This is a genomic window from Candidatus Poriferisodalis sp. (assembly GCF_965204125.1).
Classification (GTDB): Bacteria; Actinomycetota; Acidimicrobiia; order Acidimicrobiales; family Poriferisodalaceae; genus Poriferisodalis.
In genome coordinates this window covers 1,300,345-1,322,029 of record NZ_OZ241968.1, presented here as the reverse complement: position 1 = coordinate 1,322,029, position 21,685 = coordinate 1,300,345, and the positions used below count along the sequence as shown (strand labels likewise).

The following is a 21,685-nucleotide window of genomic DNA, read 5'->3' as shown; positions in this document are numbered from 1 at the left end:
GCTGCGCGGGCGGCAGTGTTTCACGTGAAACATGTGAGATACGGTTCCCGGCATCATGGCGGCGGCAGAAGAACGCCTCGTTGCCGTGCTCGGGCACGGTCAACAACAGGGCTTTCTGGGCCCGGGTGACCTCCTGGCCCACGTGGAGCACGCACGAGCCCACCACGCGGCGGCTCGACCGATGCCCGGTCAGCGCTGGTGCGATCTCGGGAGCGGCGGGGGAGTGCCCGGACTTGTGATGGCCCTGGAGCAACCCAGCATCGAATTCGTGCTGTTGGATAGGTCGCAGCGACGGGTTGATTTCCTCGAAACCGCTGTTCAGGACCTCGAACTCGCTGATCGCGTCACGGTCGCGCTCGGCGATGCCGCCGAACTTGCCCACCTCAGCCACCATCGCCATGCCTACGACGGCGTCGTGAGCCGGGCGTTCGGGCCGCCAGCCGCGGTCGCCGAGTGCAGTGCCGGCCTGTTGCGCGCGGGCGGCAGGCTCGTGGTCAGCGAGCCGCCCGGATGCGGTGACACGCGCTGGCCGCCCGACGCGCTCGCTCAGCTCGGAATGCGTTTCGTACAGCGAACCGCAGGCGCGCCGACGTTTGCCGAGTTGGAGTGCCTGACAGCTGTCGATCCGGCATACCCCCGAAGCTGGAAACAGATCCGGAAGAGACCGCTTTTCTGATCGATCGGACGGACTACGCCTCGTCGCTCGGGTTGGAAGCATCGCTCGGGCTGGACGGCACCAGCACGACACGCCGCCGGGGTTCATCGCCCACCGAGATCGTGTCGACACCGTCGATCTCGTTGACCGTGTCGTGTACGACCTTGCGATCAGCCGCGTTCATCGGCTCGAGTCCACGTTCCGTTCCGCGTTCCACTACGGCGCCGGCGAGCTCGCGTACGTATGCCTCAAGCGCCTCGCGGCGGCGCTGCCGGTAGCCCCCCACGTCAACCCGCACACGCGCGCGGCGCACACCTGGCAGCCTGCGCTGCAGCATGGTCTTCGCGACCTCCTGGAGTGCAACAACATGGCGGCCGCGCGGCCCGATCAGCAGCCCCAGTGCCTCGTTCTCGCCCTCGAGATTGATCTCGAAGCTGTCGTCGTCTGCTGTGACGGGCACCGCCTTGGCCTCGATGCCGAACGCCGTCACCAGGCCGTCCAGAAACTCCTGCACCATGGCCTGCTGTTCTGCTGTCGTTGTTTCACCCGTCATCTACATCTCCTCTGATGGGATCCTTCTCACCGAGCCGGCGACTGGCACTGACCCGGTTCTGGGTAGAACTGGGCGCAATAGGCTCGATACTTCATCACTTCGCCGTCTGAACGAACGAGTCGTGGACGCGGCACATAATGCTTGCGGCTCCAGATGACCACGTCCTGTTTCACATCCCGAATCTGAAAGTCGGCGACAAACTTGTTCAGGATGGGCGCTCGCAACTGCCGCGGCAGGAACTTCAGGCCGGCAATCGGCCGTTTCGGTTCCCGCAGCTCACGCACCGACGAGACGATGGTCAGGTCGATCAGCGTGCCGTCGATCGGGGTCGCCAGCACCCACAGCCGCGCATCCATGCCGATCGAGCGCTCCCGGAACTCAACATACGAGTAGCCCAGACCGATCACGCGCGCAACGGCCGACACCTCGAGCGTGAGCTTCCCGATCTTGGCGATCTTGCGCGTGGTGGCGAAGCCAAAGCGGCTCTCGAGACAGGGGCCCTCGATCGACACCGGCGCATCGCTGGTCACGTTGTCGTAGCCATGGATGTAGCTCAGATGGGCGATGTCGACGGAGTTCTCACTGGTCTCCTGCGGATGGCCTGGGAAACGGACCGTCCTGAGCGCGAGGTCGCTCCAGTCTCCGTCGTTGGGGGGTACGTGGGGCAGTTGCCACTGCGGCTCACGGCCCCCGAAGCCCCACCAGGCGAAGATCAAGCCCCCGATGTTCCGGGTCTCAAAGAGGCGCAACTTCGTCGACCGTGCCGGATCGTCCGAGGGCGTGGCAACGCACTGTCCCGTGACGTCGAATTCGAATCCATGAAATGGGCAGACCAACTGCCCGGCGACCACCCGTGCCCCGGCGTCGGCGCTGAGATCTGATCCGAGGTGCGGGCAGACAGCCTCGGCAACACAGACATCGCCGTGGTCATTGCACCAAGCAACGATCTTCTGACCCATCCACATCGCCGAATACGGTTCCGACTTCTGCAGGTTTCGATGGGTGCCGATGAAGTACCAACCCTCCGGGAATGGAGATAGTGAACAAATGTTCGCAACCTCCGCCATGTCGGAAGGCATCGATCCGGCCTCCTCACTCGACATCCGGGCACGGGGATGCTCCAAGCAGTCGGGTACCCTACCGTGGCGAACTTGGGCATCCGCACCCGGATCCCAGCTTGAGGCGAGGACGCCTCTCTTCTGGCCAAGGTCGAGCGCCGTGAAGGGCAACTACATGGCGACTCAAGCAGCAGCCGAGACAGACCAGGTGCTCACCCTGTGTGACGAGCTCATGCTGCTGATGCTCAATGAGGAAACCGGCTATTTCCATCAAGTGCCGGGCTGGCACTTGAGCTGCGCAATGGCCGGCGCAGCGCTGGCTGGGCTGTCGCTCGGCACACGCATTGACACCGACATGGAATCCCTCATCCTGTTGGACCAGACGCCGACCGGGAACCCGGTTCTGGATCTCGCTCTCTCGCAGATTGCTGGCGAGTCGAAACAGCACAGCGCTCAGTACTGGGTCGAGCAGCTCGCGCCGCGCGCCGAGATGATGATCGATCTGACGTTGGACCGGCTGGTTCAGATCGGGATTCTCGAGCACCACGAGGGAGATTTCTGGACGCTGGCGCTTGCTGGACGGCACAGCGAATACTTCTCCGACGAGGATGCGAAGGCAACTGTTCAGCATGTCAAGGCGCGAGTCGACAAGTCGATCTTCGGAAGCGACATTCCCGGCCCGAGAGACATCATCATCATCGCGCTTGCAAATGTCTGCGATGTCCTGCGTTTCATCTTCGATTTTGACGAAACAGCAGAGCAACGAGTTCAGCTGATCTGCCAGATGGATCTCATCGGCCGGGCTATTGCTGACGCTGTGGCGCAAAACTTGGCTGGCGCACTCCAGGGCGCCGCGCTCACGAAGACGATTCCCAAGCTCTCCGTTCGCCGACTCGCCCTCAATAAGCATGTCCGCGACGGAAATATGCCTGCCGGCTTTGCACAGCTCGCTGAGGAAATCGGACCGGTATTCAAGCTCAAGTCGCCGCTCGAAAAGCACCCGATGATCTGTGTTGTGGGTCCCCGCGTCAATCGCTGGGTACATCGGTACGGGCGCATGTACCTCAGGTCGAGTGACTATCTCCGAGGCCTGGAAGAAGCATATTTTGCCGAAGGACTGCTGCCAGCTATCGACGGAGCGGATCACTTCCGCCTGCGGAAAGCTCTGCGGGCAAGTTACGGCCGCGAGCGGCTGGAAAACCAAATCAACCAGACATACCAGAATGTCCGTACGCTCATGTCGACATGGAAGGTAGGCGAGACGCATGCTGGCGTTTCCATGTGCCGGCAGCTCGCCAACGCATCCATAACACCAACACTTATCGGTGTTGAAGCCGCCGATGTCATGGACGATATCATCAGTTACAAATCACGTGCACTCAAGACGCAAGTGATCAAAGTGATGCCGCCGTTCATGCTCCACACGCCCGGCATGAAGCGCAAGACGCGGGCTGTTGAGCTGCTGTTCGATCGAATTGTGCAATCCCATACTGCGGCCCAACGACTCGGCTGTCCGCGGGATCAAGCAGATGACATTCTGAGTCTGCATCGAAGCGATCCCACGTTCGTACCCGAATCAAACCTTCGTTTCATGTTTTCGGCAGTCGTGCTCGCAAGCATGTACGCCGGCGATGAGTTGGGCTTCTTGATGTACGCCATGCTGAGTCAGCCTGACTTGCATGAACAGATTCGCGCCGAAGCTGATGAACTCTTCGGAGATGGCGATCCGTCACCGGAAGCCTTTAAATCGTCCTCGATCGACGTGACCCGGCGTTTCATCATGGAGGTATTGAGGCTGTATCCGACGATACCGATGTCGATGCGAACTGTGATGAATTCATGTGTCGTCGAGGACTTCGAGTTGCCAGTTGGGTCCAAGATCCTCATTGCTACAACGGCCTGCCATTACATGGACGACCTGTTTCCCGACCCCTACCGATTCGACATCGATCGCTATCTGCCCGCACGAGCCGAACATCGGACACCTGGTTACGCTCCGTTCGGCTTGGGCACACATGGCTGCCTCGGTTCGAACATGGTTGACCTGCAGCTCACGCTGAATCTGCTGATGATTGCGCATCACTTCGAGCTGCAGATACAGCCAGCCGACTACCAGCTCAAGATCAGTGCGTTCCCGTCGCTGTCGCCCAACAACAAGCTCAAGTTCACCATCGTCAAGCAGCGGTACCCATTGCCCGCTTGACGCCCGCGCGCTACGAGGTCGAACCGTTCTGTTTCGGAGCAGCGCCGCTGCGACGCGAGCGGGACGGCCGCCGAGATGAACGGCCGCTGCGGTTCTTGTTCTGGCCTCCGCTCCGGCCCTGCTGTGCCTGACGCTGCCTGCCACCGGAGCGGCGGCGGGATCGGCGATGGTCTCGGCGCTGGTCGCCCACCCGCGGCGGCGGTCCGGTTGGCCGCACTCGCATGCGAACGCGAGCTGGTTGGCGTCGAAATCCCCAGTGCGATCGGCTCGGCTCCGCCAGGATCTCGATGTCTGCATCCTCGACGGCGACTGAGAGCGCATCGAGGCCGCGATCACGCGCCTCGGCGACGGTGTGGCCGGTCATCACGATCCACTCCACGACGCAGCGCCTAACTCCGAGAGGCTGAGCCGGTAGGCGAAGCCGTGGCCCGAGCGGCCCGTGAGCCCGTATCCAATGAGGACGGGGAACAAGAGCGGGAAACAACAGGTGACCCAACGACAAGGTCCACCAAAGCTCGCATCCTGTGGGGAGCGGTTGCCGGTGCGTTCATCGCTTGCGGCGATTGCGGGTCCTGCCGTCTCCCGAGGTACGACGACTCTGGATGGGCTTCGATTCCGGCTCTGGTTCGGCACGCCCACGCCGACGGCCGCGCTCGCGGGTTTCGGGCCGGTCCTGATTCCGATTCGAGGAGCCAGTGCTGCGACGCGCTCGTTTGCGCGCATCGACAACTCGTTCCTCCGATGAGCGAGTCCGGCGGATCGTGGGGGACTCAGAAGGTTCCGGCGGTGCCGGCGCCGGTGCGCGCTCGCCCGAGGAGTTCTGCGAACCCTCCCGCCGCTCTGCACGGCGACGCTCGCGCTCCGCACGGCGCTCCGCCTCAGCATCAAGTGCCTTGCGTGAGCGCTGGTTGGGCACCTGTCGCGGCGGCTCTGGCTCCGGGACTGCCTCGGCTTCGATGACCTTGGCGTCGGACTCCGCGGCGGCCAACGGTTCCGGCGGCTTCATCGTGGCGTGAATGAACGCTTGCTGGAGCATGCGGTAGATGCTGGACACGATGAAATAGGGCACCAGCGCCGCCGGCACGAAGAAGCTGAAGACCGGCAGCATGAACGGCAGGTACTTCATCATGATTTCCATCTGGCGGTTGGGCATCGCCGCGTTGCCGCGCCGCCGCGCCATCTGGCGCTGCTGGAGCCACGCCAGCACGAAGGTGATCGCTATGAGCCCCAAGTACGGCAGCCCGTCGACGAAGTCGGCCTGGACAACGTCCTTCGCCACCTTCGACAGGTCCATGCCCAAGGACCGCATCTCGCCCTCCGCGTCGACGATGTCCTTGTACATCTGCGAGTCAGGGCTCAGATTCCGGGGAAACGGGTTGTCGATCAGATGGTTGTCGTCGGGTATGCGCAGATTCCAGATGACGCGGTAGAGCACGATGAAGATCGGAATCTGCACCAAGTTCGGCAAGCACCCGCCCAGGGGGCTCACCCCGTGAGACTGGTACAGCTTCATCATTTCTTCGTTGAGCTTCTGACGGTCGCTGCCATGCCGCTTGCGCAGCGCCGTCATCTCCGGCTGCAACGCCTGCATCTTCGTCATCGACCGGGCGCCCCGCAGCGTGAGCGGGGTGAACAGCAGCATGATCGCCAAGGTCAGCATGCAGATCGCGAAGGTGTAGTCGGGCACCAACGAGTAGAACCACGCCAATACGGCGGCGATGCCGTCGAATATCGGATCAGCCCAGTCGAACATCAGTGCTCCAAGAGTCCTGCCGCTCCGACCGTGCGGTGGCCGCGACGGAGCGAATCGCCGGTCGCCGGCACCGGGTCGTAGCCCCAGCCGCCCCATGGATGGCAGCGGCAGATGCGTCGGAGTGCCAGCCAGCCGCCGCGTGCCGCACCCCAAGTGCGCAGGGCGTCGAGCGCGTACTGCGAGCACGTTGGATCGAAGCGGCACGATGGCAGTCGCGAGCGGGGGAGTGCTCGATACAGCTTGACCGCAGCGATCAACGCCCGAGTGAGCGGCCCTGATGTCATGGCCGGCTGTCCCGGGAGCTGTCCAAGGCTTCCGCGGCTCGTAGCAACCGCACCAGCTCGGCTCGAGCTGGCCGGTAGGTCACTGCCGACGCCGGCGCGCGCACGCCGACGAGATAACGGCCGGGCGCCAGATCGGCCGCGACCTCGCGAAACACGGCTCTCAAACGTCGCCGAACCCGATTGCGCTCCACTGCAGTTCCCCGGCGTCGGCTCAGCGCGAATGCCACGCGCGGCCTCCCCAGGCTGCGATCGGCCGCGAACGTCATCCACAGCAGCTCGCTGTCGAATCGACGACCGCGGCGCAGTGCGGCAAAGTCGGCCCTGCTGCGGCACGAATCGATCAGGCGCTCAGCCGTTGCCGGCCCTTGCGTCGGCGAGCGTTCACAATCGCCCGACCCGCACGGGTGGACATGCGATGGCGGAAGCCGTGGCGGCGGGCTCGTCTGCGGTTATGGGGTTGGTACGTGCGCTTCACGCTGCAGCCTCCTGGAGGTTCAGGCCGCGGGCAGGTCCGCGAAATGCGGTGCGGCGGCCAGAGCGTGCCCGGGTGTCGACCCGAGAGCACCGACAGCCTACGGGTGCTGATCCCTTCCGATGCGCGGGCGTCGCGCGCGATGACGCGCGGCAACGGCGCTCTGGGCCCTGTCACAGGTGTCTGATTTCGGCCACGACTCTCGGCGCCGGAGCTGCAAACTTCCCTGTCATCCGCTTGTTTTGCGGGCGTTATAGGTCTGTCGCCGAACTGTTGCGTCCTCGTCATCTCGAGCGCTGGGCAGGCGTGCAAAGACGCGCTTGCAGCAGTGTCAGCGCGGCCATAGGTTCCGACCACCGGATGCCGCTTGGTGGCTCGCAGGCGAACAACAGGTTCCGCGAGCACACGACGGACAGAGGCGAACGAGGTTGTCGTGGTGAGTTCTCCGCAGGCAGGTGCCGCAGCACACGACCCTGAGGATCATCGCAACAACTCCCAATCGCCAGAATCCCGATCCCCAGGGTCCCCATCACCAGAGTCGTCAGCACCTGCTCACGTGACTCCGGACAGCGCACCTGCACTGCCCGAAGGCGGCCGCGCGAATACCGATGAACTGTGGTCGCAGTGTCGCGACATCCTGCGGGCCACGGTGTCCGACGCGCTCTGGCTCGGCTACTTCCGTCACCTCCAAGCACTTCACATCGACGACGAACTGGCCGTGCTGATCGCACCGAGCAACATGATCCGCGATCGCATCCAACGGCGCTACATCCCCATGCTCCACGCAGCCTTCGAGCAACTGCCAGTTCATCCTCAGACCTACGAGATCGAGACCCGCCCCGAACTCGACGACCTCGACAGCGTCAATGGCGCCGATGCAGATCCGCACGACATGGATGCAATGCCTGACGGTGACGCCTCGAGCCCGGGCCACGACGAGGCTTGGCACCCAGCGACCGGTCCCGCCCACCCGCCGGCCGCCGCCGAGAACACTGCGCCGGACGCACCAGCGCCCGATGGCAGCGAAACTCCACGCAGAGTGCCAGGCGTTGACATCACCAATCCCCGATACACCTTCGAGAGCTTTGTCATCGGCAGCAGCAACCGGTTTGCACAAGCCGCGGCGCTCGCGGTTGCAGAAACTCCGGGCATCGCTTACAACCCCCTGTTCATTCACGGAGGCACTGGTCTCGGCAAGACCCACCTGCTGCAAGCCATCGTGAATTTCCTGGGCACCACCCTGCCGGAGCATCGTGTCCGGTACGTCTCCACGGAAACATTTCTCTCAGAGTTCATCGAAGCCATCCGCACGAACACGACACCGGCGTTCAAGAGGCGTTATCGCGAACTCGACGTACTGCTGCTCGACGACATCCAGTTCATGGAAGGCAAGGAAGGCCTGCAAGAGGAGCTGTTCCACACCTTCAACTCGCTGCATGTCGCCGGCCGTCAGATTGTGATCTCCTCCGATCGCCCGCCCCGCAGCATCTCCACGCTGTCGGACCGGCTGCGCAGCCGGTTCGAATGGGGCCTGATCACCGACGTCCAACCCCCGGATCTCGAAACCCGGGTGGCCATCCTGCGCAAGAAGACCGAACGGGGCCACGTGCCCGATGAAGTACTGGAGCACATCGCGCACCTCATCACCAACAACATCCGCGAGCTGGAGGGGGCTCTGGTTCGCGTCACTGCATACGCCAGCCTCACCCGGAGTCCGGTGACGCTCGAGATGGCCCAGCAGATCCTGAGCGATGTCCGCGAACCGCAGGAGACGCCCATCACCACCGACCGGATCCTGAACATGACCGCGGACATGTTCGGCTACGACGTGGGCGAGCTCACGAGCCAGCGCCGTCAGCAAGGCTTGGTCAACGCCCGCCAGATCAGCATGTATGTCATGCGAGAACTCACCGACCTGAGTTACCCGGCGATTGCCAGCGTCTTCGGCGGGCGCGACCATACGACCGTCATGCACGCCGTCAAGAAGATCAACAGCTTGCTCCCTGCTGAACGCAAGGTGTACGACCAGGTTGCCCAGCTCATAGCGCGCGTTCGGGCTGCTTAAGACCGATCCGCCGAGTTCTGTCCGCTGTGCGGCCGGTGACTGGATCTAGGGTGTCTCCACACACTGTGGACAATGAGTGGAAAAGTTCTCGACAAGCCTCGGGAAAAGTCGCGCTTTTCCACGATCACGCCAGCCACGCAGAAAAGGGAGGGTGAAGCTGTGGACGCGCAGGCAAGACTGTTGACAGGCCGCGTTGCGCTGATCTGCGACAACGGTCAGTCATCCACAATTCACAGCCCCTACAACCACTACCGAATAAGTCTCAACCTTCTCATTGAGGATGGTCTGTCTCATCGGTCTTGTACGGCCAAGGAGAACCGCCCGTGAAACTGCGCATTGAACGAGATGCACTAGTCGACCAGCTGACATTGGCGAGTCGAGGGGTCAATGTGCGTGGGGGTGGCTTGTTCGTGCTGACTGGGTTGCACCTGCGCGCCGATGGGGAAGGTCTCACAGTCACCGGCACCGACCTGGATCTCACGGTGCGCACGCAATTGCGCATGGCAGTGGAGACAGCGGGCGAGACCGTGGTGCCGGCCCGGCTGCTGACGGACATTGCCCGAGCGTTGCCGCCGGGCGAGGTGGACGTGCAAGTCGACGATGATGAGGTGCAGATCACCGGCGCACGTTCGCAATTCTCGGTGCGAACGTTGCCGACAGCCGATTTCCCCACGTTGCCGCAACCGGCGGGAGACGATGTCACCGTGCCGGCTGGCGAACTCGCAGAGGCCTTTCGCCAAGTCGTGCGCGCAGCGAGTTCTGACGATGCCCGCCCGATTCTCACCGGCGTACTCATGGCCGCCCGGGGTGACGGATTGCGGTTGGTGGCGACCGACTCCTACCGACTTGCCTTGCGCGATCTGCCCGAGGCGCAGGTGCTCGGCCCGGGGCAGCAGGTGCTCGTGCCATCTCGGGCCCTGGAAGAGCTCGGCCGGATCCTCGATTCGAGCAAAGACGTGACCATGCGGCTCGGCGAACGGGAAGTCGTCTTCGAAGTCAGTGACGATTCGCAGTCGGCCCAAGTGACCTGCCGCCTCATCGCAGGTGATTTTCCTAGCTATGAGCCGTTGATCCCCGATTCTCACGACAACCGCCTGGAGGTGGACCGAGCCGCGTTGCTCGACGGAGCACGCCGGCTGCGCCTGCTGGCCCGCGATACCAATGCACCGTTGCGGATGGAATTGCGTCCCGACAGCATTGAACTCACGGTCATCAGCCAGGACGTCGGCAGCGCGAGCGAGGAAATCGATGCCGCCTACGAGGGAGAGCCGACTACCGTCGCCTTCAATCCCGACTACCTCATCGAAGGACTCGACGCGGCCGGCGGCGATACGGTCGAGCTGGTGCGTCTCGACGCCCTCAAGCCAGCTGTGCTGCGGACGCCTGGGCAAGGAGAGTTCCTGTATCTGCTGATGCCCGTTCGGGTGTCGTGATCATTGCTTGGCTGAGCATCGAGAACTTCCGGAATCACCGGTCGACGAAACTGTCGCTCGACGCAGAGCGGACGCTCGTGATCGGGCCCAATGGGCACGGCAAAACCAACCTGCTGGAGGCCATCGCCCTGCTGGATGGCTCGGGTTCATTCCGCGGGGCCAGTGCGGAGACACTGGTGCGCACCAGCTGCGATCGAGGCTTCGTGCGTGCCGAGATCCGGCGAGGCCGCCGGACGCACCTGGTGGAGATGGAGATCGCGGCGTCCGGCAGATCCCGGGCACAGGTGAACGGGCAGCGGGTCCGGACACTGCGCGACCTCGCTGACGTGGTCAGCACGGTGGTGTTCTGCCCTGCCGACCTGTCGATCGCGGCGGGCGGCCCGTCGGTGCGTCGCGAGCTGCTCGACAATGTGCTGACCAGCACTGATCGTGAGTACCGGGCGCAGCGGCTTGATTTCGAACGAGTGCTGCGACAGCGCAGCAATCTCCTGAAGCAGGCTGGTCATCGCCTCGACGACGAGGCCCTAACCACGCTCGACGTCTGGGATGCGCAGTTCGCAGAGGTCGGCGAGGCCATCGCACAACGGCGGGCCGCCCTGTGCACGGAACTGGTGTCCCCGGCCCAAGACGCGTATCACCAGCTCGCCGGCTGCTCTGCGGACCTGGAGCTCTCTTATGCAGCCGCGTGGCGTGAGAACGGCCTTGCGAACGCGCTGGCGAAGGCACGCCCGGACGACCTGCGACGCGGCACCACCACCGTGGGCCCGCACCGGGATGACATGACGGTCTGCCTGAATGGCCTGCCTGCACGTACTCACGCCTCACAGGGGGAACAGCGAAGTATCGCCCTGGCGCTGCGGTTGGCCCAGCACAGGTACACGGCGCAGATCAGCGGGATCGAACCGGTCATCCTGTTGGACGATGTCTTCTCCGAACTCGACGAAGGCCGGGCTCGCCGTCTTGTCGGCTGCCTGCCCGCCGCGCAGACTGTCGTGACATCGGCCACCGGTCATGTGCCACCCGGAATCGAAGCCCACAGCCAAGTCCACATCCACAGCGGCGAGGTGGTCTCAAGATGAACAGACGCCGTCGCGCATCAGGTGGCCGCGAGCCTCGGTCGATCGGCGACTCGCTCAAGGCGGTCACTGCCGGATTCGGTTCACGGGGCCGCGCGATCGACCTCAACGAGCGCTGGACCGAGGCCGTCGGTGAGGCCATTGCGGCCCACGCGCACCCCGAGCGACTGGAAGCCGGCCGGCTGACGGTCGTCGTGGACGATCCTGCCTGGGCGACCGAATTGCGTTACCACTCCAGCCGGATTCTGGCCGCACTGAACGCCGATTCGGCAGCCGCGACGGTCTCTGAGCTGCACCTCCGCGTGCATCCTGGCACTGGGCAGAAAAAACGTCTCTGACCTGCGGTTTTACTGGTACCGAAACAGCTGCTCCTACGCCGAAAATCGGTCACCGCCCAGTAGACTGGTTGCACTGTGACCGACACGACTCTGGCACCCGCGTCGGCGGGCACCGGCGACGGCCTGGTGGGTGCCGTCGGCACTGACAGCACCGTTGCCGGCGACTACAACGCCGATGCGATCACGGTGCTCGAGGGACTCGAGCCGGTTCGTGAACGTCCCGGGATGTTCATCGGCTCGACCGGCCCCGGAGGCCTCCACCATCTCGTCTATGAGGTAGTGGACAACGCCGTCGACGAGGCCATGGCAGGGCATTGCAGCTCCATCGAGGTCACTCTGCGAGCAGACGGCACGTGCAGCGTCACCGACAACGGTCGAGGCATCCCCGTCGAGGCTCATCCGCAGTATCCCGACAAGTCAGCCGCCGAAGTTGTTCTGACCGTGCTGCATGCCGGCGGCAAGTTCGGCGGCACCGGGTACAAGGTGTCCGGCGGGCTGCACGGCGTCGGTGTGTCCGTGGTGAACGCCCTGTCGTCCGAGCTGGAAGCCGTCATCGACCGGGACGGCAGGCGATGGAAGCTGCAGTTTCACGACGGCGGCGAGCCGGTCGGCGAGCTGACCGACACCGGCCCGTCACCTGCCCGCAGCACCGGCACCACCATCACGTTCAAGCCCGATCCGACGGTGTTCGATCATGTCGAATTCCGGGCCCAGACGCTGACCGAGCGGCTGCAGATGATGGCGTTTCTCAACGCCGGCCTGTGCATCGGCTTCACCGACGAGCGGCGACCCGAACCGGTCCGCCACGAGTACTGCTACCCAGGCGGCATCCGCGATTTCGTCCGGCATCTCAACGAGAGCTCCGAGGCGCTGTTCGATGACATCGGCTACCTGTCTGCTGCCGAGCACGGCGACGAGGTCGAGATTGCCTTCCAGTGGAACAACGGCTTCAACACCGACGGCATCCACAGCTTTGCCAACGGCATCAACACCATCGAAGGCGGCATGCACGCGGAAGGGTTCCGCTCGGCGCTGACGTCGGCCGTGAACGCCTATGCCAAAGACCGCAAGATGCTGCGGCCCGACGACGGCAACCTGCAGGGTGACGACATCCGTGAAGGCCTCACCGCAGTGGTGAGCGTCCGCATGGAAGCGCCCCAGTTCGAAGGCCAGACCAAGGCCAAGCTGGGCAACACCGCCATGCGCAGCCTCGTGCAGAAGGCCGCCTACAGCGGGCTCGGCGAATGGCTTGAAGAGCACCCCAGCGAGGCCAAGCTGGTCGTGGGCAAGGCCGTCGACGCCCGCCGTGCTCGCATCGCCGCTCAGAAGGCCCGCAACACTGTCCGCAAGTCGGCGCTGCAAGGTGCTGGCCTGCCCGGCAAGCTCACCGACTGCTCCTCGGGCGACCCCGAAGAGGCCGAGTTGTACATCGTGGAGGGCGATTCGGCGGGAGGATCGGCCAAGGAGGCCCGTGACCCCGCCACCATGGCGATCCTGCCGATCCGGGGGAAGATCCTCAACGTCCAGCGCAGCCGGCCTGAGCGCATCTTCGACAACAACGAGATCAGTGCGCTGATCTCGGCGATCGGCGCTGGCGTCGATGGCGCGACCGGTGAGGGCGGCTTCGACATCGCCAAGGTTCGCTACCGCAAGGTGATCCTGCTGTGCGATGCCGATGTCGACGGAAGCCACATCCGCACGCTGCTGCTGACGTTCTTCTTCCACCGCATGCGCAAGCTGCTGTCGCATGGCTGCGTGTACATCGCCCAGCCGCCGCTGTATTCCACCAAGGTCGGCACCGAGACCGTCTATCTCAAGGACGACCGCAGAAAGGATGCGTTCCTGGCGGAGCGACCCAACCACCGCAACGAGTTCCAGCGACTCAAGGGTCTCGGCGAGATGGACGCCCAGGAGCTGTGGGACACCACCATGGACCCGGCCAGCCGGACCCTGTTGCGCGTCACGCTCGAAGAGGCCGCTACGGCGGATCTCATCTTCAGCATCCTCATGGGCGACGACGTGGACGCCCGCCGGGGCTTCATCCAGAACAACGCCAGCGACGTCCGCTTCCTCGACGTCTGAGCGTGGCAGGCAGACGGATCCGGCTGGAAGCGCCATGAGCAACGACGACCCTGACACCGGCACAGGCTCGCCCGACGAGGGCGGCGCCATCGGAATTGTGGACGTCGAGATCCAGACCGAGATGGAGCAGTCCTTCCTCGACTACGCCATGTCGGTCATCACCTCGCGGGCGCTGCCCGATGCCCGTGACGGCCTGAAGCCGGTGCATCGCCGGATCTTGTGGTCGATGTTCGACACCGGCCTGCGCCCGGACCGACCCCACAAGAAATGCGCCACGGTGGTCGGCGATGTCATCGCCAACTACCACCCCCATGGCGACGGATCGATCTACGACGCGCTCGTGCGGATGGGCCAGTCGTTCAGCCTGGCGAACACGCTCATCGACCCGCACGGGAACTTCGGCTCGCCGTCGGACCCGCCGGCTGCGTACCGCTACACCGAATGCCGGCTGACCGACCTGGCCATGACGATGGCGGAGGGCATCGACGAGCAGACGGTGGACTTCGCTGCGAACTTCGACGGCTCCCGCACCGAGCCGCTGGTGATGCCGTCGCGGTTCCCGAACCTGCTGGTCAATGGCAGCCAGGGCATCGCGGTGGGCATGGCCACCAACATCCCTACGCACAACCTCAGCGAGATCATCGACGCCACGATTCATCTCATCGGGAACCCCGACGCCACCGTCGATGACCTCATGGAGTTCGTGCGCGGGCCCGACTTCCCTACCGGCGGGCGGATGCTCGGCCGCGCCGGCGCACGGGAGGCCATGGCCACCGGCCGGGGCTCGGTGAAGCTGCGGGCCCGGGCCGAGATCGTCGAGAACGGCAAGCGGTCGAGCATCGTGGTCACCGAGATCCCGTACCAGACTTCGGTGGAGAACATCGAGCGCAAGATCGCCGATGCGGTGAACCGCAAGGTCATCGAGGGCATCACCGAGCTGCGCAACGAGTCGGCGAAGGGCAAGACGCGCTTCGTCATCGAGCTGCGACCGTCGGCGCCGGCAAACGTGGTGCTGAACAACCTGTGGAAGCACACGCCGCTGCAGTCCAGCTTTGCCGTGAACATGGTGGCGCTGGTCGACGGGGTGCCGCGCACGCTGAACCTCAGGGAAGCCCTGGTCGCGTATGTCGATCACCAGATCGAGGTGGTGACGCGGCGCAGCCAGCACCGGCTGGACGAGGCCCGGGCGAGAGCGCACATCGTGGAGGGCCTGCTGCGTGCGCTCGACCTGATCGACGAGATCATCGCCCTGATCCGCGCCAGCGACGATCGCGCCGCGGCACTGGCGGGGCTCTGCGAGGCGCCGATGTCGTTCAGCGCCGAGCAGGCGAACCACATCCTCGACATGCAGCTGAGCCGCCTGACCCGACTGGGGCGCACACGGCTGAGCGATGAGCTGGCCGAGCTGACGCAGACGATTGCCGAGCTGGAGGCCATCCTCGGCGACGACGGCCGGCTGCGGCAGGTCATCATCGACGAGCTGAGCGCCTTGCGTGCCGAGCATCAGACGCCGCGGCGCACAGAGATCGTCACTGATCCCGGCGAGATGGACGCCGAGGACCTCATCGAGGACGAGCCGCTGGTGGTGACGCTGACGCGTGAGGGCTACGTGAAGGCAACGTCGCCTGACGTGTTCCGGACGCAGGGGCGGGGCGGTCGGGGCGTGCAGGGCGCTCGGCTCAAGGACGACGATGCCGTGGTGCGCGTGCTGCTGACGACGGCGCATGCCTGGCTGCTGTGCTTCACCAACCGGGGCCGGGTGCACCGGCTGAAGGCGTACGAGGTGCCGCTGACCAGCCGCACGGCACGGGGCACGGCGCTGGTGAACCTGCTGCAGCTCGCGGCAGATGAACGAGTCGAAGCCGTCGTGGAGGCGCGCGAATTCCCCTCGGATCGGTACTTGATGTTCGTGACCCGCCAAGGGCTCGCCAAGAAGACGCCGTTGAGCGCATACGAGAACATCCGCTCGAACGGGTTGATCGCGCTGAGCCTGCGGGAAGGCGACGAGCTGGTGCGTGTGCTCGAGACATCCGGTGACAACGACGTGCTCGTCGTGTCTCGTGGGGGCCGCGCCATGCGCTTCGCCGAGAGCCAGGTGCGCTCGATGGGCCGCAGTGCAGCTGGCGTGCGCGCGATACGACTGCGCGGCGGCGACACCGTGGCTGCGGCGGACGTGCTGGGCGGGGAGGACAGCCGCGACCTGCTGGTGGTGACCAGCACCGGGTCGGCCAAGCGCACTGTTGCCGGACTGTTCCCGCGCAAGGGCCGTGGCGGGCTGGGCGTGATAGCCGTCAAGCTGCCGGACGCGGAGTCCCATGTGGTGGGGGCTCGGCTCGTGGATGCCGCTGACGAGGTGCTGCTGGTGTCCTCCAGCGGCGTGCTGATCCGCACACCGGTGTCTGACATCTCCAGCCAGGGACGTGTCGCGGGCGGCGTGCGAGCCATGGCGCTTGAGGACGGCGAGGAGGTCGTGGCTATCGCGCCCGTCGAGATGCCAGATATTCCCGACGCCGACGAAGTTGACGGCGAACCTCGCGAAAACCCTTCGAACGAGGCAGATCCAGCGTCATAGCGTCGGCTGATGCCGACGTGTGCGTCGCGAACGATGGGGGCTCGGATCCAGAGCGGGCAGGCAGCATTGCCTGTGGCGCTCTTGGCGCTGGCTCTGCTCGTGGGGTTGGGCTTGGTAGCCCGCTGGGGTCAGGCTGCGGTGGCGAGTTCGCGAGCCCAAGCCGTCGCGGATGCTGCGGCGTTGGCGACACTCGTTGCGGCCGATCCCGCCGCGATCGCACATGGCGCGCTCCCCGATGATGCTGCCGCATCGGCTGCTGTCATCGACGCCGGCGGGGAGTTAGCAGCGTTCGAACTTCGCGTCCGCGATGGCACGGTGCAGGTGGAAGTCGTTGTGGAACTCGATGGCCAGCGGGCGGCGGCTGCCGCTGCGGCCCCGTTGCCGCTGCTTGATGCCGGAGGCTGAGCCGAGCGGCGACGTTGAGGCTCGACTCTCCGAGCATCTTGCCGGCGACCGGGGGTCGTGCGGGCTGACTCCTACACTGCGAAGCGTGGCCGATGCGACATCGGGTGGGGAGCCGCCGTCGCCGGAGCCGGGCGGGCCGACTCCCACCGACGAGCTCTTTGCCGAAGCGCTGGGGATAACCCCAGCGAGCAGCTCCCGTCGTCGCGGTGGCCGCACACCGGCTCCGCAGAACCCGGCGCCGGATTCGCCCATGCCGCCCCAGATTCCGCCGTCACAGGGTCGTGTTGCGCCGCCGGGCCAGACACCACCGCCTGCTGCGCTGGGTCAGATTGCGCCGCCCCATGCGGCGCCTGGTCAGCCGGCGATGGCTCCACCCCCCTCGGCACCTTCCGAAGAAGCTCCGCCGATGCGCTGGGCGTGGCTGAGCCAGCGTCGAGCCCGGGTGAGGCGAACGCACCGGATCTTGCGTCACATCGATCCCTGGTCGGTGTTCAAAGTGTCGGTGCTGTTATACGCCTGCCTGTATGTCGCCGTGCTGGCAGCGGGTGTGCTGCTGTGGAACGCGGCTCAGCGCTCAGGTCTCGTCGACAAGGTGGAGTCGTTCATCACCGAAGTCGGCTCCTATGAGAGCTGGACCATCGACGGCATGGTGATCTTCCGGCGCGCCCGGATCATCGGGCTCATTGTCGCCACGGTCGGCGTGGCCTTTAACGTAGTGATGGCGATCATGTTCAACTTGATCAGCGATCTCACCGGGGGTGTCCGGGTCACCGTGCTCGAAGACGAGCGCCGCCCGCCCGCCCGCTGATCCTGCGTCGACAGGCGCAGATGTCACAGCTGCCGCCTCCGCAGCGGGCGCACACATTGACGACTGGGCTGTAGTGTGTGCGGCTCCGCGGGGCTATAGCTCAGTCGGTTAGAGCGCACCCCTGATAAGGGTGAGGTCGTTGGTTCGATTCCATCTAGCCCCACACATGGACCAGCGTCGGGCACAGTGAGCTTTCTTCGCCGGGCGCTGCTCGCCGTGGTCGTTGGCGGTCTGGTCACCATCGTGCTGCGGTTGCGTTCATCGCAGGACATCCCCCGCAGGGAAGGCAGTTGGCGTCAGCTGGCCGGCGCCGATCTGCGGTGATCGCCGAACGCGTGAGCCCAATCCCATGAGCCCAATCCCATGAGCACCGTTGCAGTCATCGGCGCGGGCGCGGTGGGGCAGCGAATCGCCCGGCAGCTCGCCTCGCGGCCTGATGTCGACCGGCTCGTGCTGGGATCGCGTCACACCGCCCGACTGCGTGGCCTCGCTGCACAGTTGCTCGATGTGGATGTGGAGGTATTGGAACCCGGCGCCTTGCCGGAAGCTGACGTGGTGGTGCTCAGCCTGCCGAGCGGCGGCCACGCTGCGCTCGCCGGCAAGGCCCTCGAGCGCCATTCGCACGTGGTGTCGCTGTCGGGTGCCGTGGCCGACGTTGAGCAATTGCTCGAAATGAACAAGCGAGCCATGAACGCCAAACGGTCCGTCGTGGTCGGTGCGGGTTTCTCGCCGGGCTACAGCTGCCTGCTGGCCCGCCACGGTGCGGCCCGATTCGACGTGGTCACCGAAGTGCACATCGCCCGGGTTGGCACCGGAGGCCCGGCATGCCAGCGCCAGCTGCACCGAGCCAGGACCGGAACCTCGGTGGATTGGCGCGACGGGCAATGGCGGCGCCGTCGCGGCGGATCGGGCCGGGAGCTCGTGTGGTTCCCCGACCCGCTCGGCGCCCACGACTGCTACCGGGCGGCGCTGGCGGATGCGCTGTTGCTGGTGCCGGCGTTCGGCGATGTCGAACGGGTGACCGCTCGGGTGGCGGGTACGCGGCGCGATCGCCTCACGGCCATGCTGCCGATGCTGCGGCCGCCCCACCCTGAAGGCGGGCCGGGCGGGGTGCGGGTGGAGCTGCGCGGCATACGCGACGGCCGCCACTGCACCGACGTGCTCGGCGTGATCGACCATCCGAGTGCGGCCGCTGCTGCGGTGGCAGCGACCGCTGCCGGCTGGGCGCTGGCCGACGAACTGCCCGCCGGAGCGTGGGGACTGGGAATGCTCGACGACCCGTTGCCGTGGCTTGCCGAGCTGGCCGAGCGAGGCGTCCGCGCCGCCGCCTACGAGGGCGCACGCCTGTAGCGCTGGGAGCGGAGGCGTTTGCCGCTTCCGCTGCGGGCACTCGGTCAGAAGCGCACGTCCCGCTGCCATTCCTCCAGCAGGTCGGTGCGGCCGAACGTTTCGAGCTGTTCTGGGCCGATGCGGCCCCACACGAACAGCAGGAGGTCCTGGGCCGGGCCTCGTGCAGCTACGTCGGACTTCGCATGCGCACGCTCCACCTGCATCCCGTCGGGCGTGCGAGTGATGACCCATTCTCCGTCCGCGTCGGTGGCGTGCAGGTGCACGGTCTCGCCGTTTCCTGCGAACCCTTCCGGCAGCCGCAGGCGCACGTAGACATCGAAGAGCTCGTTGACACCGTCGACAGCGAGTTCGGGTGCAATAGGTGCCGGCGTCATGCCAAGGGCGGCTTCAGCGTCCCACCGGTGCATCGTGCATTCGTGCGCCATACGCCGCCACCAAAAGCTCATGGACTGTTGTTCGGGATCCCACGACCAGGCTTCGGCATCCGGCGGGCGCTCCGTCATGAGGCCGGTAAGTGCGTTGAATGCGTCCGCGTGCCACTGCGCCACGGAACCCGGAGGTCTGGTGATGGCGGTTGGGTCGACGCGCGCTCCCGCAGTGATGCTGCTGTGCACGAATGTCCAGACCGTCGCGCAGTGCTCGATCAGTGCTTCGAGGGTCCAGTCGCCGCAGCTGGGGACGCGTCTGGCCCACATGTCCGGTGAGCGTTCGGCATCTGCGGCGATTTCGTTGAGTCGCGCGCCTTCTGCGGCCCGCAACTCTGCGTACCCTGTGGCATTCATGGCCTGTGATCTCCTGCTCCTGCCGGTCGAGCCAATGGCCGCAGCCACGACGTGAACGGGCTTCTGGCGTCGATTCCCAGTCCGTCGCGGAGCTACATCTCGCTCGGCCCGCTCGACATCCGAGCCTATGGCGTTGCCATCGCCCTGGGCGTGCTGGTGGCAGTGTGGATCACCTCCCGCCGCTGGCGGCGGGCCATCGCGGACGGGGACGATGCGTACCGGGCTCGCGCCAACGATCTGGTCGGGACGATCGCGATCTGGGCGGTTCCCGCCGGCCTGATCGGCGCCCGGCTGTATCACGTCATCACCGACTTCGATCGGTATCGGGGCAACCTCGGTGATGCGCTGAAGATCTGGCAGGGCGGGCTGGGCATCTGGGGCGGCATCTCGGTGGGCGTGCTGGTTGCGGTGTGGATGCTGCGCCGGGGCGGGCACAGCACCGGAGCGATGCTCGACGCGCTGGCGCCCGCGCTCGCGGTGGCCCAGGCCATCGGCCGGCTGGGGAATTGGTTCAACCAGGAGCTATACGGTCAGCCCACGGACCTGCCCTGGGGGCTCGAGATCGACGAGGCGCACCGCGTCGCCGGCTACGGCCTTGAAGAGACGTTTCATCCCACGTTCGCCTACGAAGCCCTGTGGAATCTCTGCCTCGCGGCGACGCTCGTGTGGGTCGTCCCCAGGGTGTTGCCGCGGCTGCGCACCGGCTACCTGTTCGCGATGTATGTGCTCGGCTACACCGCCGGGCGGTTGTGGATCGAACTTCTGCGCATCGACACGGCCAACGAGCTGTGGGGCGTGCGGATCAACGTGTGGACCAGCATTGTGGTCGGCCTCGCAGCGCTGGCAGCCGTGCTGGCGGGCCTGCGCCGTGGCCCCGATTCAGCTCAGCAAGCTGATCAGGGTGTCGCGGGTAGCGGCTTGCTCGTCGAGGGTGCCGAACGCCGATCCGGCGAATGACGTCACGCCGCAGTCGGCCAGCGCGTTGATGCGATCGCTGACCTCGGCTGCACTCCCGATGACGGCGATGTCCTCGGGCCCGCTGAGGCCCTCTCGGTCGAGCATCGCCCGGTAGCTGGGCAGCGTGCCGTAGACCACCAAGTCCTTGGCAGCCCGCTCGCGAGCGGTGGCTGCGTCATCGGTGACGCACACCGGAAAGCCGGCCACCACCTGCGGCGCCGGGCGACCGGCCTCGGCGGCTGCGGAGTTGATGGTCGGCGCGGTGTGATCCCGCAATGTTGCCGGCCCGGTCATCCAGGTGAACGTGCCGTCGGCCATGCGGGCGGTCAGGCGCAGCATCTGGCTGCCCAGCGCCGCGACGAACACCGGCGGCGCGTCAGCAGCCGGGGGAGTGATCTCGCCGCGCCCGACAACAGCATCGCCGCCGTGGGAGACACGGCGATCGGTCATCAGCTTCGTCAGGATCGTTAGGTAGTCGCGCATGTGCGCAATGGGCCGGTCGAACGAGTAGCCCCACATGCCCTCGACCACTGGCTTGTGCGACGGACCGATGCCCAAGTCCAGGCGCCCGCCGATCACGGCCTGGGTCGTGAGTGCTTGCTGGGCCAGCATCATTGGATGCCGGGGGTAGGTGGGCACCACCGCGGTGCCGAGCCGGATGCCGGGCACCTCGCGGCCGGCCACGGCGATGGTGGTCAGCGCGTCGTGGCCGAAGATCTGGGGCGTCCAGTAACGGCGGAAGCCCTGCTCGGAGGCCTCGCGGATGCTGGCCTCGAAGCGCTCAGGTGTGGTGTCGAATCCGAACAGCTCGATATGCATGTCCGGCAGCGTAACGGCGC

The 21,685-nt window shown here is 65.5% G+C and carries 22 protein-coding genes and 1 tRNA gene; 14 read left to right on the top strand and 9 right to left on the bottom strand.

Going from position 1 to position 21,685, the window contains the following annotated elements; all coding sequences use genetic code 11:
- Positions 1-55: 55 nt before the first annotated feature.
- Positions 56-676 carry a 16S rRNA (guanine(527)-N(7))-methyltransferase RsmG gene (locus ACOGXD_RS06190; protein WP_419917024.1) on the top strand — a complete coding sequence of 207 codons (621 nt, stop codon included), beginning with the start codon at positions 56-58 and terminating at the stop codon, positions 674-676.
- Between the two features lie 13 nt (positions 677-689).
- Here the strand turns inward: ACOGXD_RS06190 and ACOGXD_RS06185 are convergent, their stop codons facing one another.
- Positions 690-1,208, bottom strand: coding sequence for a protein jag (locus ACOGXD_RS06185; RefSeq protein WP_419917023.1), 519 nt, complete (start codon positions 1,206-1,208; stop codon positions 690-692).
- Between the two features lie 26 nt (positions 1,209-1,234).
- Positions 1,235-2,287 carry a Rieske 2Fe-2S domain-containing protein gene (locus tag ACOGXD_RS06180; RefSeq protein WP_419917022.1) on the bottom strand — a complete coding sequence of 351 codons (1,053 nt, stop codon included), beginning with the start codon at positions 2,285-2,287 and terminating at the stop codon, positions 1,235-1,237.
- A 139-nt stretch (positions 2,288-2,426) separates the two neighbouring features.
- On the opposite strand from ACOGXD_RS06180, the gene ACOGXD_RS06175 reads away from it, so the two are divergent.
- The gene (locus tag ACOGXD_RS06175) at positions 2,427-4,469 is read left to right on the top strand and encodes a cytochrome P450 (protein ID WP_419917021.1); all 2,043 of its coding nucleotides are present in this window, start codon (positions 2,427-2,429) and stop codon (positions 4,467-4,469) included.
- 10 nt (positions 4,470-4,479) lie between these two features.
- Here ACOGXD_RS06175 and ACOGXD_RS06170 read toward each other — a convergent pair whose 3' ends face one another.
- The 5 genes from ACOGXD_RS06170 to rpmH all read right to left on the bottom strand — a co-directional run bounded on the left by ACOGXD_RS06170 (position 4,480) and on the right by rpmH (position 6,981).
- Positions 4,480-4,833, bottom strand: coding sequence for a Jag N-terminal domain-containing protein (locus ACOGXD_RS06170; RefSeq protein ID WP_419917363.1), 354 nt, complete (start codon positions 4,831-4,833; stop codon positions 4,480-4,482).
- 183 nt (positions 4,834-5,016) lie between these two features.
- Entirely contained in the window at positions 5,017-6,222 is a 1,206-nt protein-coding gene (locus tag ACOGXD_RS06165; RefSeq protein WP_419917020.1) for a YidC/Oxa1 family membrane protein insertase, read from the bottom strand.
- Complete coding sequence (gene yidD, locus ACOGXD_RS06160; RefSeq protein ID WP_419917019.1) at positions 6,222-6,506, bottom strand: membrane protein insertion efficiency factor YidD; 285 nt, start codon at positions 6,504-6,506, stop codon at positions 6,222-6,224. The genes ACOGXD_RS06165 and yidD overlap by 1 nt, the downstream gene beginning before the upstream one ends.
- Positions 6,503-6,781, bottom strand: a complete 279-nt coding sequence (gene rnpA / locus ACOGXD_RS06155; RefSeq protein ID WP_419917362.1) for a ribonuclease P protein component — start codon at positions 6,779-6,781, stop codon at positions 6,503-6,505. The genes yidD and rnpA overlap by 4 nt, the downstream gene beginning before the upstream one ends.
- Positions 6,782-6,846: 65 nt before the next feature.
- On the bottom strand, positions 6,847-6,981 hold the full coding sequence (gene rpmH, locus ACOGXD_RS06150) for a 50S ribosomal protein L34 (RefSeq protein WP_323673719.1): 135 nt from the start codon (positions 6,979-6,981) through the stop codon (positions 6,847-6,849).
- A 367-nt stretch (positions 6,982-7,348) separates the two neighbouring features.
- Here rpmH and dnaA point away from each other — a divergent pair, with 367 nt between their 5' ends.
- The 11 genes from dnaA (at position 7,349) to ACOGXD_RS06095 (ending at position 19,107) form a co-directional block, all read left to right on the top strand.
- Entirely contained in the window at positions 7,349-9,043 is a 1,695-nt protein-coding gene (gene dnaA / locus ACOGXD_RS06145) for a chromosomal replication initiator protein DnaA (protein WP_419917018.1), read from the top strand.
- A 323-nt stretch (positions 9,044-9,366) separates the two neighbouring features.
- Entirely contained in the window at positions 9,367-10,476 is a 1,110-nt protein-coding gene (dnaN, locus tag ACOGXD_RS06140; RefSeq protein ID WP_419917017.1) for a DNA polymerase III subunit beta, read from the top strand.
- On the top strand, positions 10,473-11,555 hold the full coding sequence (gene recF / locus ACOGXD_RS06135) for a DNA replication/repair protein RecF (RefSeq protein WP_419917016.1): 1,083 nt from the start codon (positions 10,473-10,475) through the stop codon (positions 11,553-11,555). The genes dnaN and recF overlap by 4 nt, the downstream gene beginning before the upstream one ends.
- Complete coding sequence (locus ACOGXD_RS06130) at positions 11,552-11,890, top strand: DciA family protein (protein ID WP_419917015.1); 339 nt, start codon at positions 11,552-11,554, stop codon at positions 11,888-11,890. The genes recF and ACOGXD_RS06130 overlap by 4 nt, the downstream gene beginning before the upstream one ends.
- A 126-nt stretch (positions 11,891-12,016) precedes the next feature.
- Positions 12,017-13,972: a DNA topoisomerase subunit B gene (locus ACOGXD_RS06125; protein ID WP_419917361.1), complete on the top strand. Its 1,956-nt coding sequence runs from the start codon at positions 12,017-12,019 to the stop codon at positions 13,970-13,972.
- A gap of 34 nt (positions 13,973-14,006) precedes the next feature.
- Positions 14,007-16,544: a DNA gyrase subunit A gene (gene gyrA / locus ACOGXD_RS06120; protein WP_419917014.1), complete on the top strand. Its 2,538-nt coding sequence runs from the start codon at positions 14,007-14,009 to the stop codon at positions 16,542-16,544.
- Between the two features lie 9 nt (positions 16,545-16,553).
- Positions 16,554-16,949 carry a hypothetical protein gene (locus tag ACOGXD_RS06115; protein WP_419917013.1) on the top strand — a complete coding sequence of 132 codons (396 nt, stop codon included), beginning with the start codon at positions 16,554-16,556 and terminating at the stop codon, positions 16,947-16,949.
- A gap of 85 nt (positions 16,950-17,034) precedes the next feature.
- Complete coding sequence (locus tag ACOGXD_RS06110) at positions 17,035-17,757, top strand: DUF3566 domain-containing protein (protein ID WP_419917012.1); 723 nt, start codon at positions 17,035-17,037, stop codon at positions 17,755-17,757.
- Positions 17,758-17,846: 89 nt separating this feature from the next.
- A tRNA-Ile gene (locus tag ACOGXD_RS06105) sits at positions 17,847-17,920 on the top strand.
- A 23-nt stretch (positions 17,921-17,943) separates the two neighbouring features.
- Entirely contained in the window at positions 17,944-18,081 is a 138-nt protein-coding gene (locus tag ACOGXD_RS06100) for a hypothetical protein (RefSeq protein ID WP_419917011.1), read from the top strand.
- Positions 18,082-18,120: 39 nt separating this feature from the next.
- The gene (locus ACOGXD_RS06095; protein ID WP_419917010.1) at positions 18,121-19,107 is read left to right on the top strand and encodes an NAD(P)-binding domain-containing protein; all 987 of its coding nucleotides are present in this window, start codon (positions 18,121-18,123) and stop codon (positions 19,105-19,107) included.
- Between the two features lie 44 nt (positions 19,108-19,151).
- On the opposite strand, the gene ACOGXD_RS06090 is transcribed toward ACOGXD_RS06095, so the two are convergent.
- Entirely contained in the window at positions 19,152-19,889 is a 738-nt protein-coding gene (locus ACOGXD_RS06090) for a maleylpyruvate isomerase family mycothiol-dependent enzyme (protein ID WP_419917009.1), read from the bottom strand.
- A 51-nt stretch (positions 19,890-19,940) separates the two neighbouring features.
- Between ACOGXD_RS06090 and lgt the strand changes: the two genes are divergently transcribed.
- Positions 19,941-20,846, top strand: coding sequence for a prolipoprotein diacylglyceryl transferase (gene lgt / locus ACOGXD_RS06085; protein ID WP_419917008.1), 906 nt, complete (start codon positions 19,941-19,943; stop codon positions 20,844-20,846).
- Here lgt and ACOGXD_RS06080 read toward each other — a convergent pair.
- Positions 20,769-21,665, bottom strand: coding sequence for a TIGR03564 family F420-dependent LLM class oxidoreductase (locus ACOGXD_RS06080; RefSeq protein ID WP_419917007.1), 897 nt, complete (start codon positions 21,663-21,665; stop codon positions 20,769-20,771). The genes lgt and ACOGXD_RS06080 overlap by 78 nt on opposite strands.
- Positions 21,666-21,685: the final 20 nt, after the last annotated feature.

Bases quoted from the DNA above. Each gene is read 5' to 3' on its own strand.
- ACOGXD_RS06130 (WP_419917015.1), top strand. From the start codon at position 11,552: ATGAACAGACGCCGTCGCGCATCAGGTGGCCGCGAGCCTCGGTCGATC.
- ACOGXD_RS06080 (WP_419917007.1), bottom strand. From the start codon at position 21,665: ATGCATATCGAGCTGTTCGGATTCGACACCACACCTGAGCGCTTCGAG.
- gyrA (WP_419917014.1), top strand. From the start codon at position 14,007: ATGAGCAACGACGACCCTGACACCGGCACAGGCTCGCCCGACGAGGGC.
- ACOGXD_RS06170 (WP_419917363.1), bottom strand. From the start codon at position 4,833: ATGACCGGCCACACCGTCGCCGAGGCGCGTGATCGCGGCCTCGATGCG.
- ACOGXD_RS06090 (WP_419917009.1), bottom strand. From the start codon at position 19,889: ATGAATGCCACAGGGTACGCAGAGTTGCGGGCCGCAGAAGGCGCGCGA.
- ACOGXD_RS06115 (WP_419917013.1), top strand. From the start codon at position 16,554: ATGCCGACGTGTGCGTCGCGAACGATGGGGGCTCGGATCCAGAGCGGG.
- ACOGXD_RS06180 (WP_419917022.1), bottom strand. From the start codon at position 2,287: ATGCCTTCCGACATGGCGGAGGTTGCGAACATTTGTTCACTATCTCCA.
- yidD (WP_419917019.1), bottom strand. From the start codon at position 6,506: ATGACATCAGGGCCGCTCACTCGGGCGTTGATCGCTGCGGTCAAGCTG.
- ACOGXD_RS06165 (WP_419917020.1), bottom strand. From the start codon at position 6,222: ATGTTCGACTGGGCTGATCCGATATTCGACGGCATCGCCGCCGTATTG.
- ACOGXD_RS06190 (WP_419917024.1), top strand. From the start codon at position 56: ATGGCGGCGGCAGAAGAACGCCTCGTTGCCGTGCTCGGGCACGGTCAA.
- ACOGXD_RS06095 (WP_419917010.1), top strand. From the start codon at position 18,121: ATGAGCACCGTTGCAGTCATCGGCGCGGGCGCGGTGGGGCAGCGAATC.
- ACOGXD_RS06185 (WP_419917023.1), bottom strand. From the start codon at position 1,208: ATGACGGGTGAAACAACGACAGCAGAACAGCAGGCCATGGTGCAGGAG.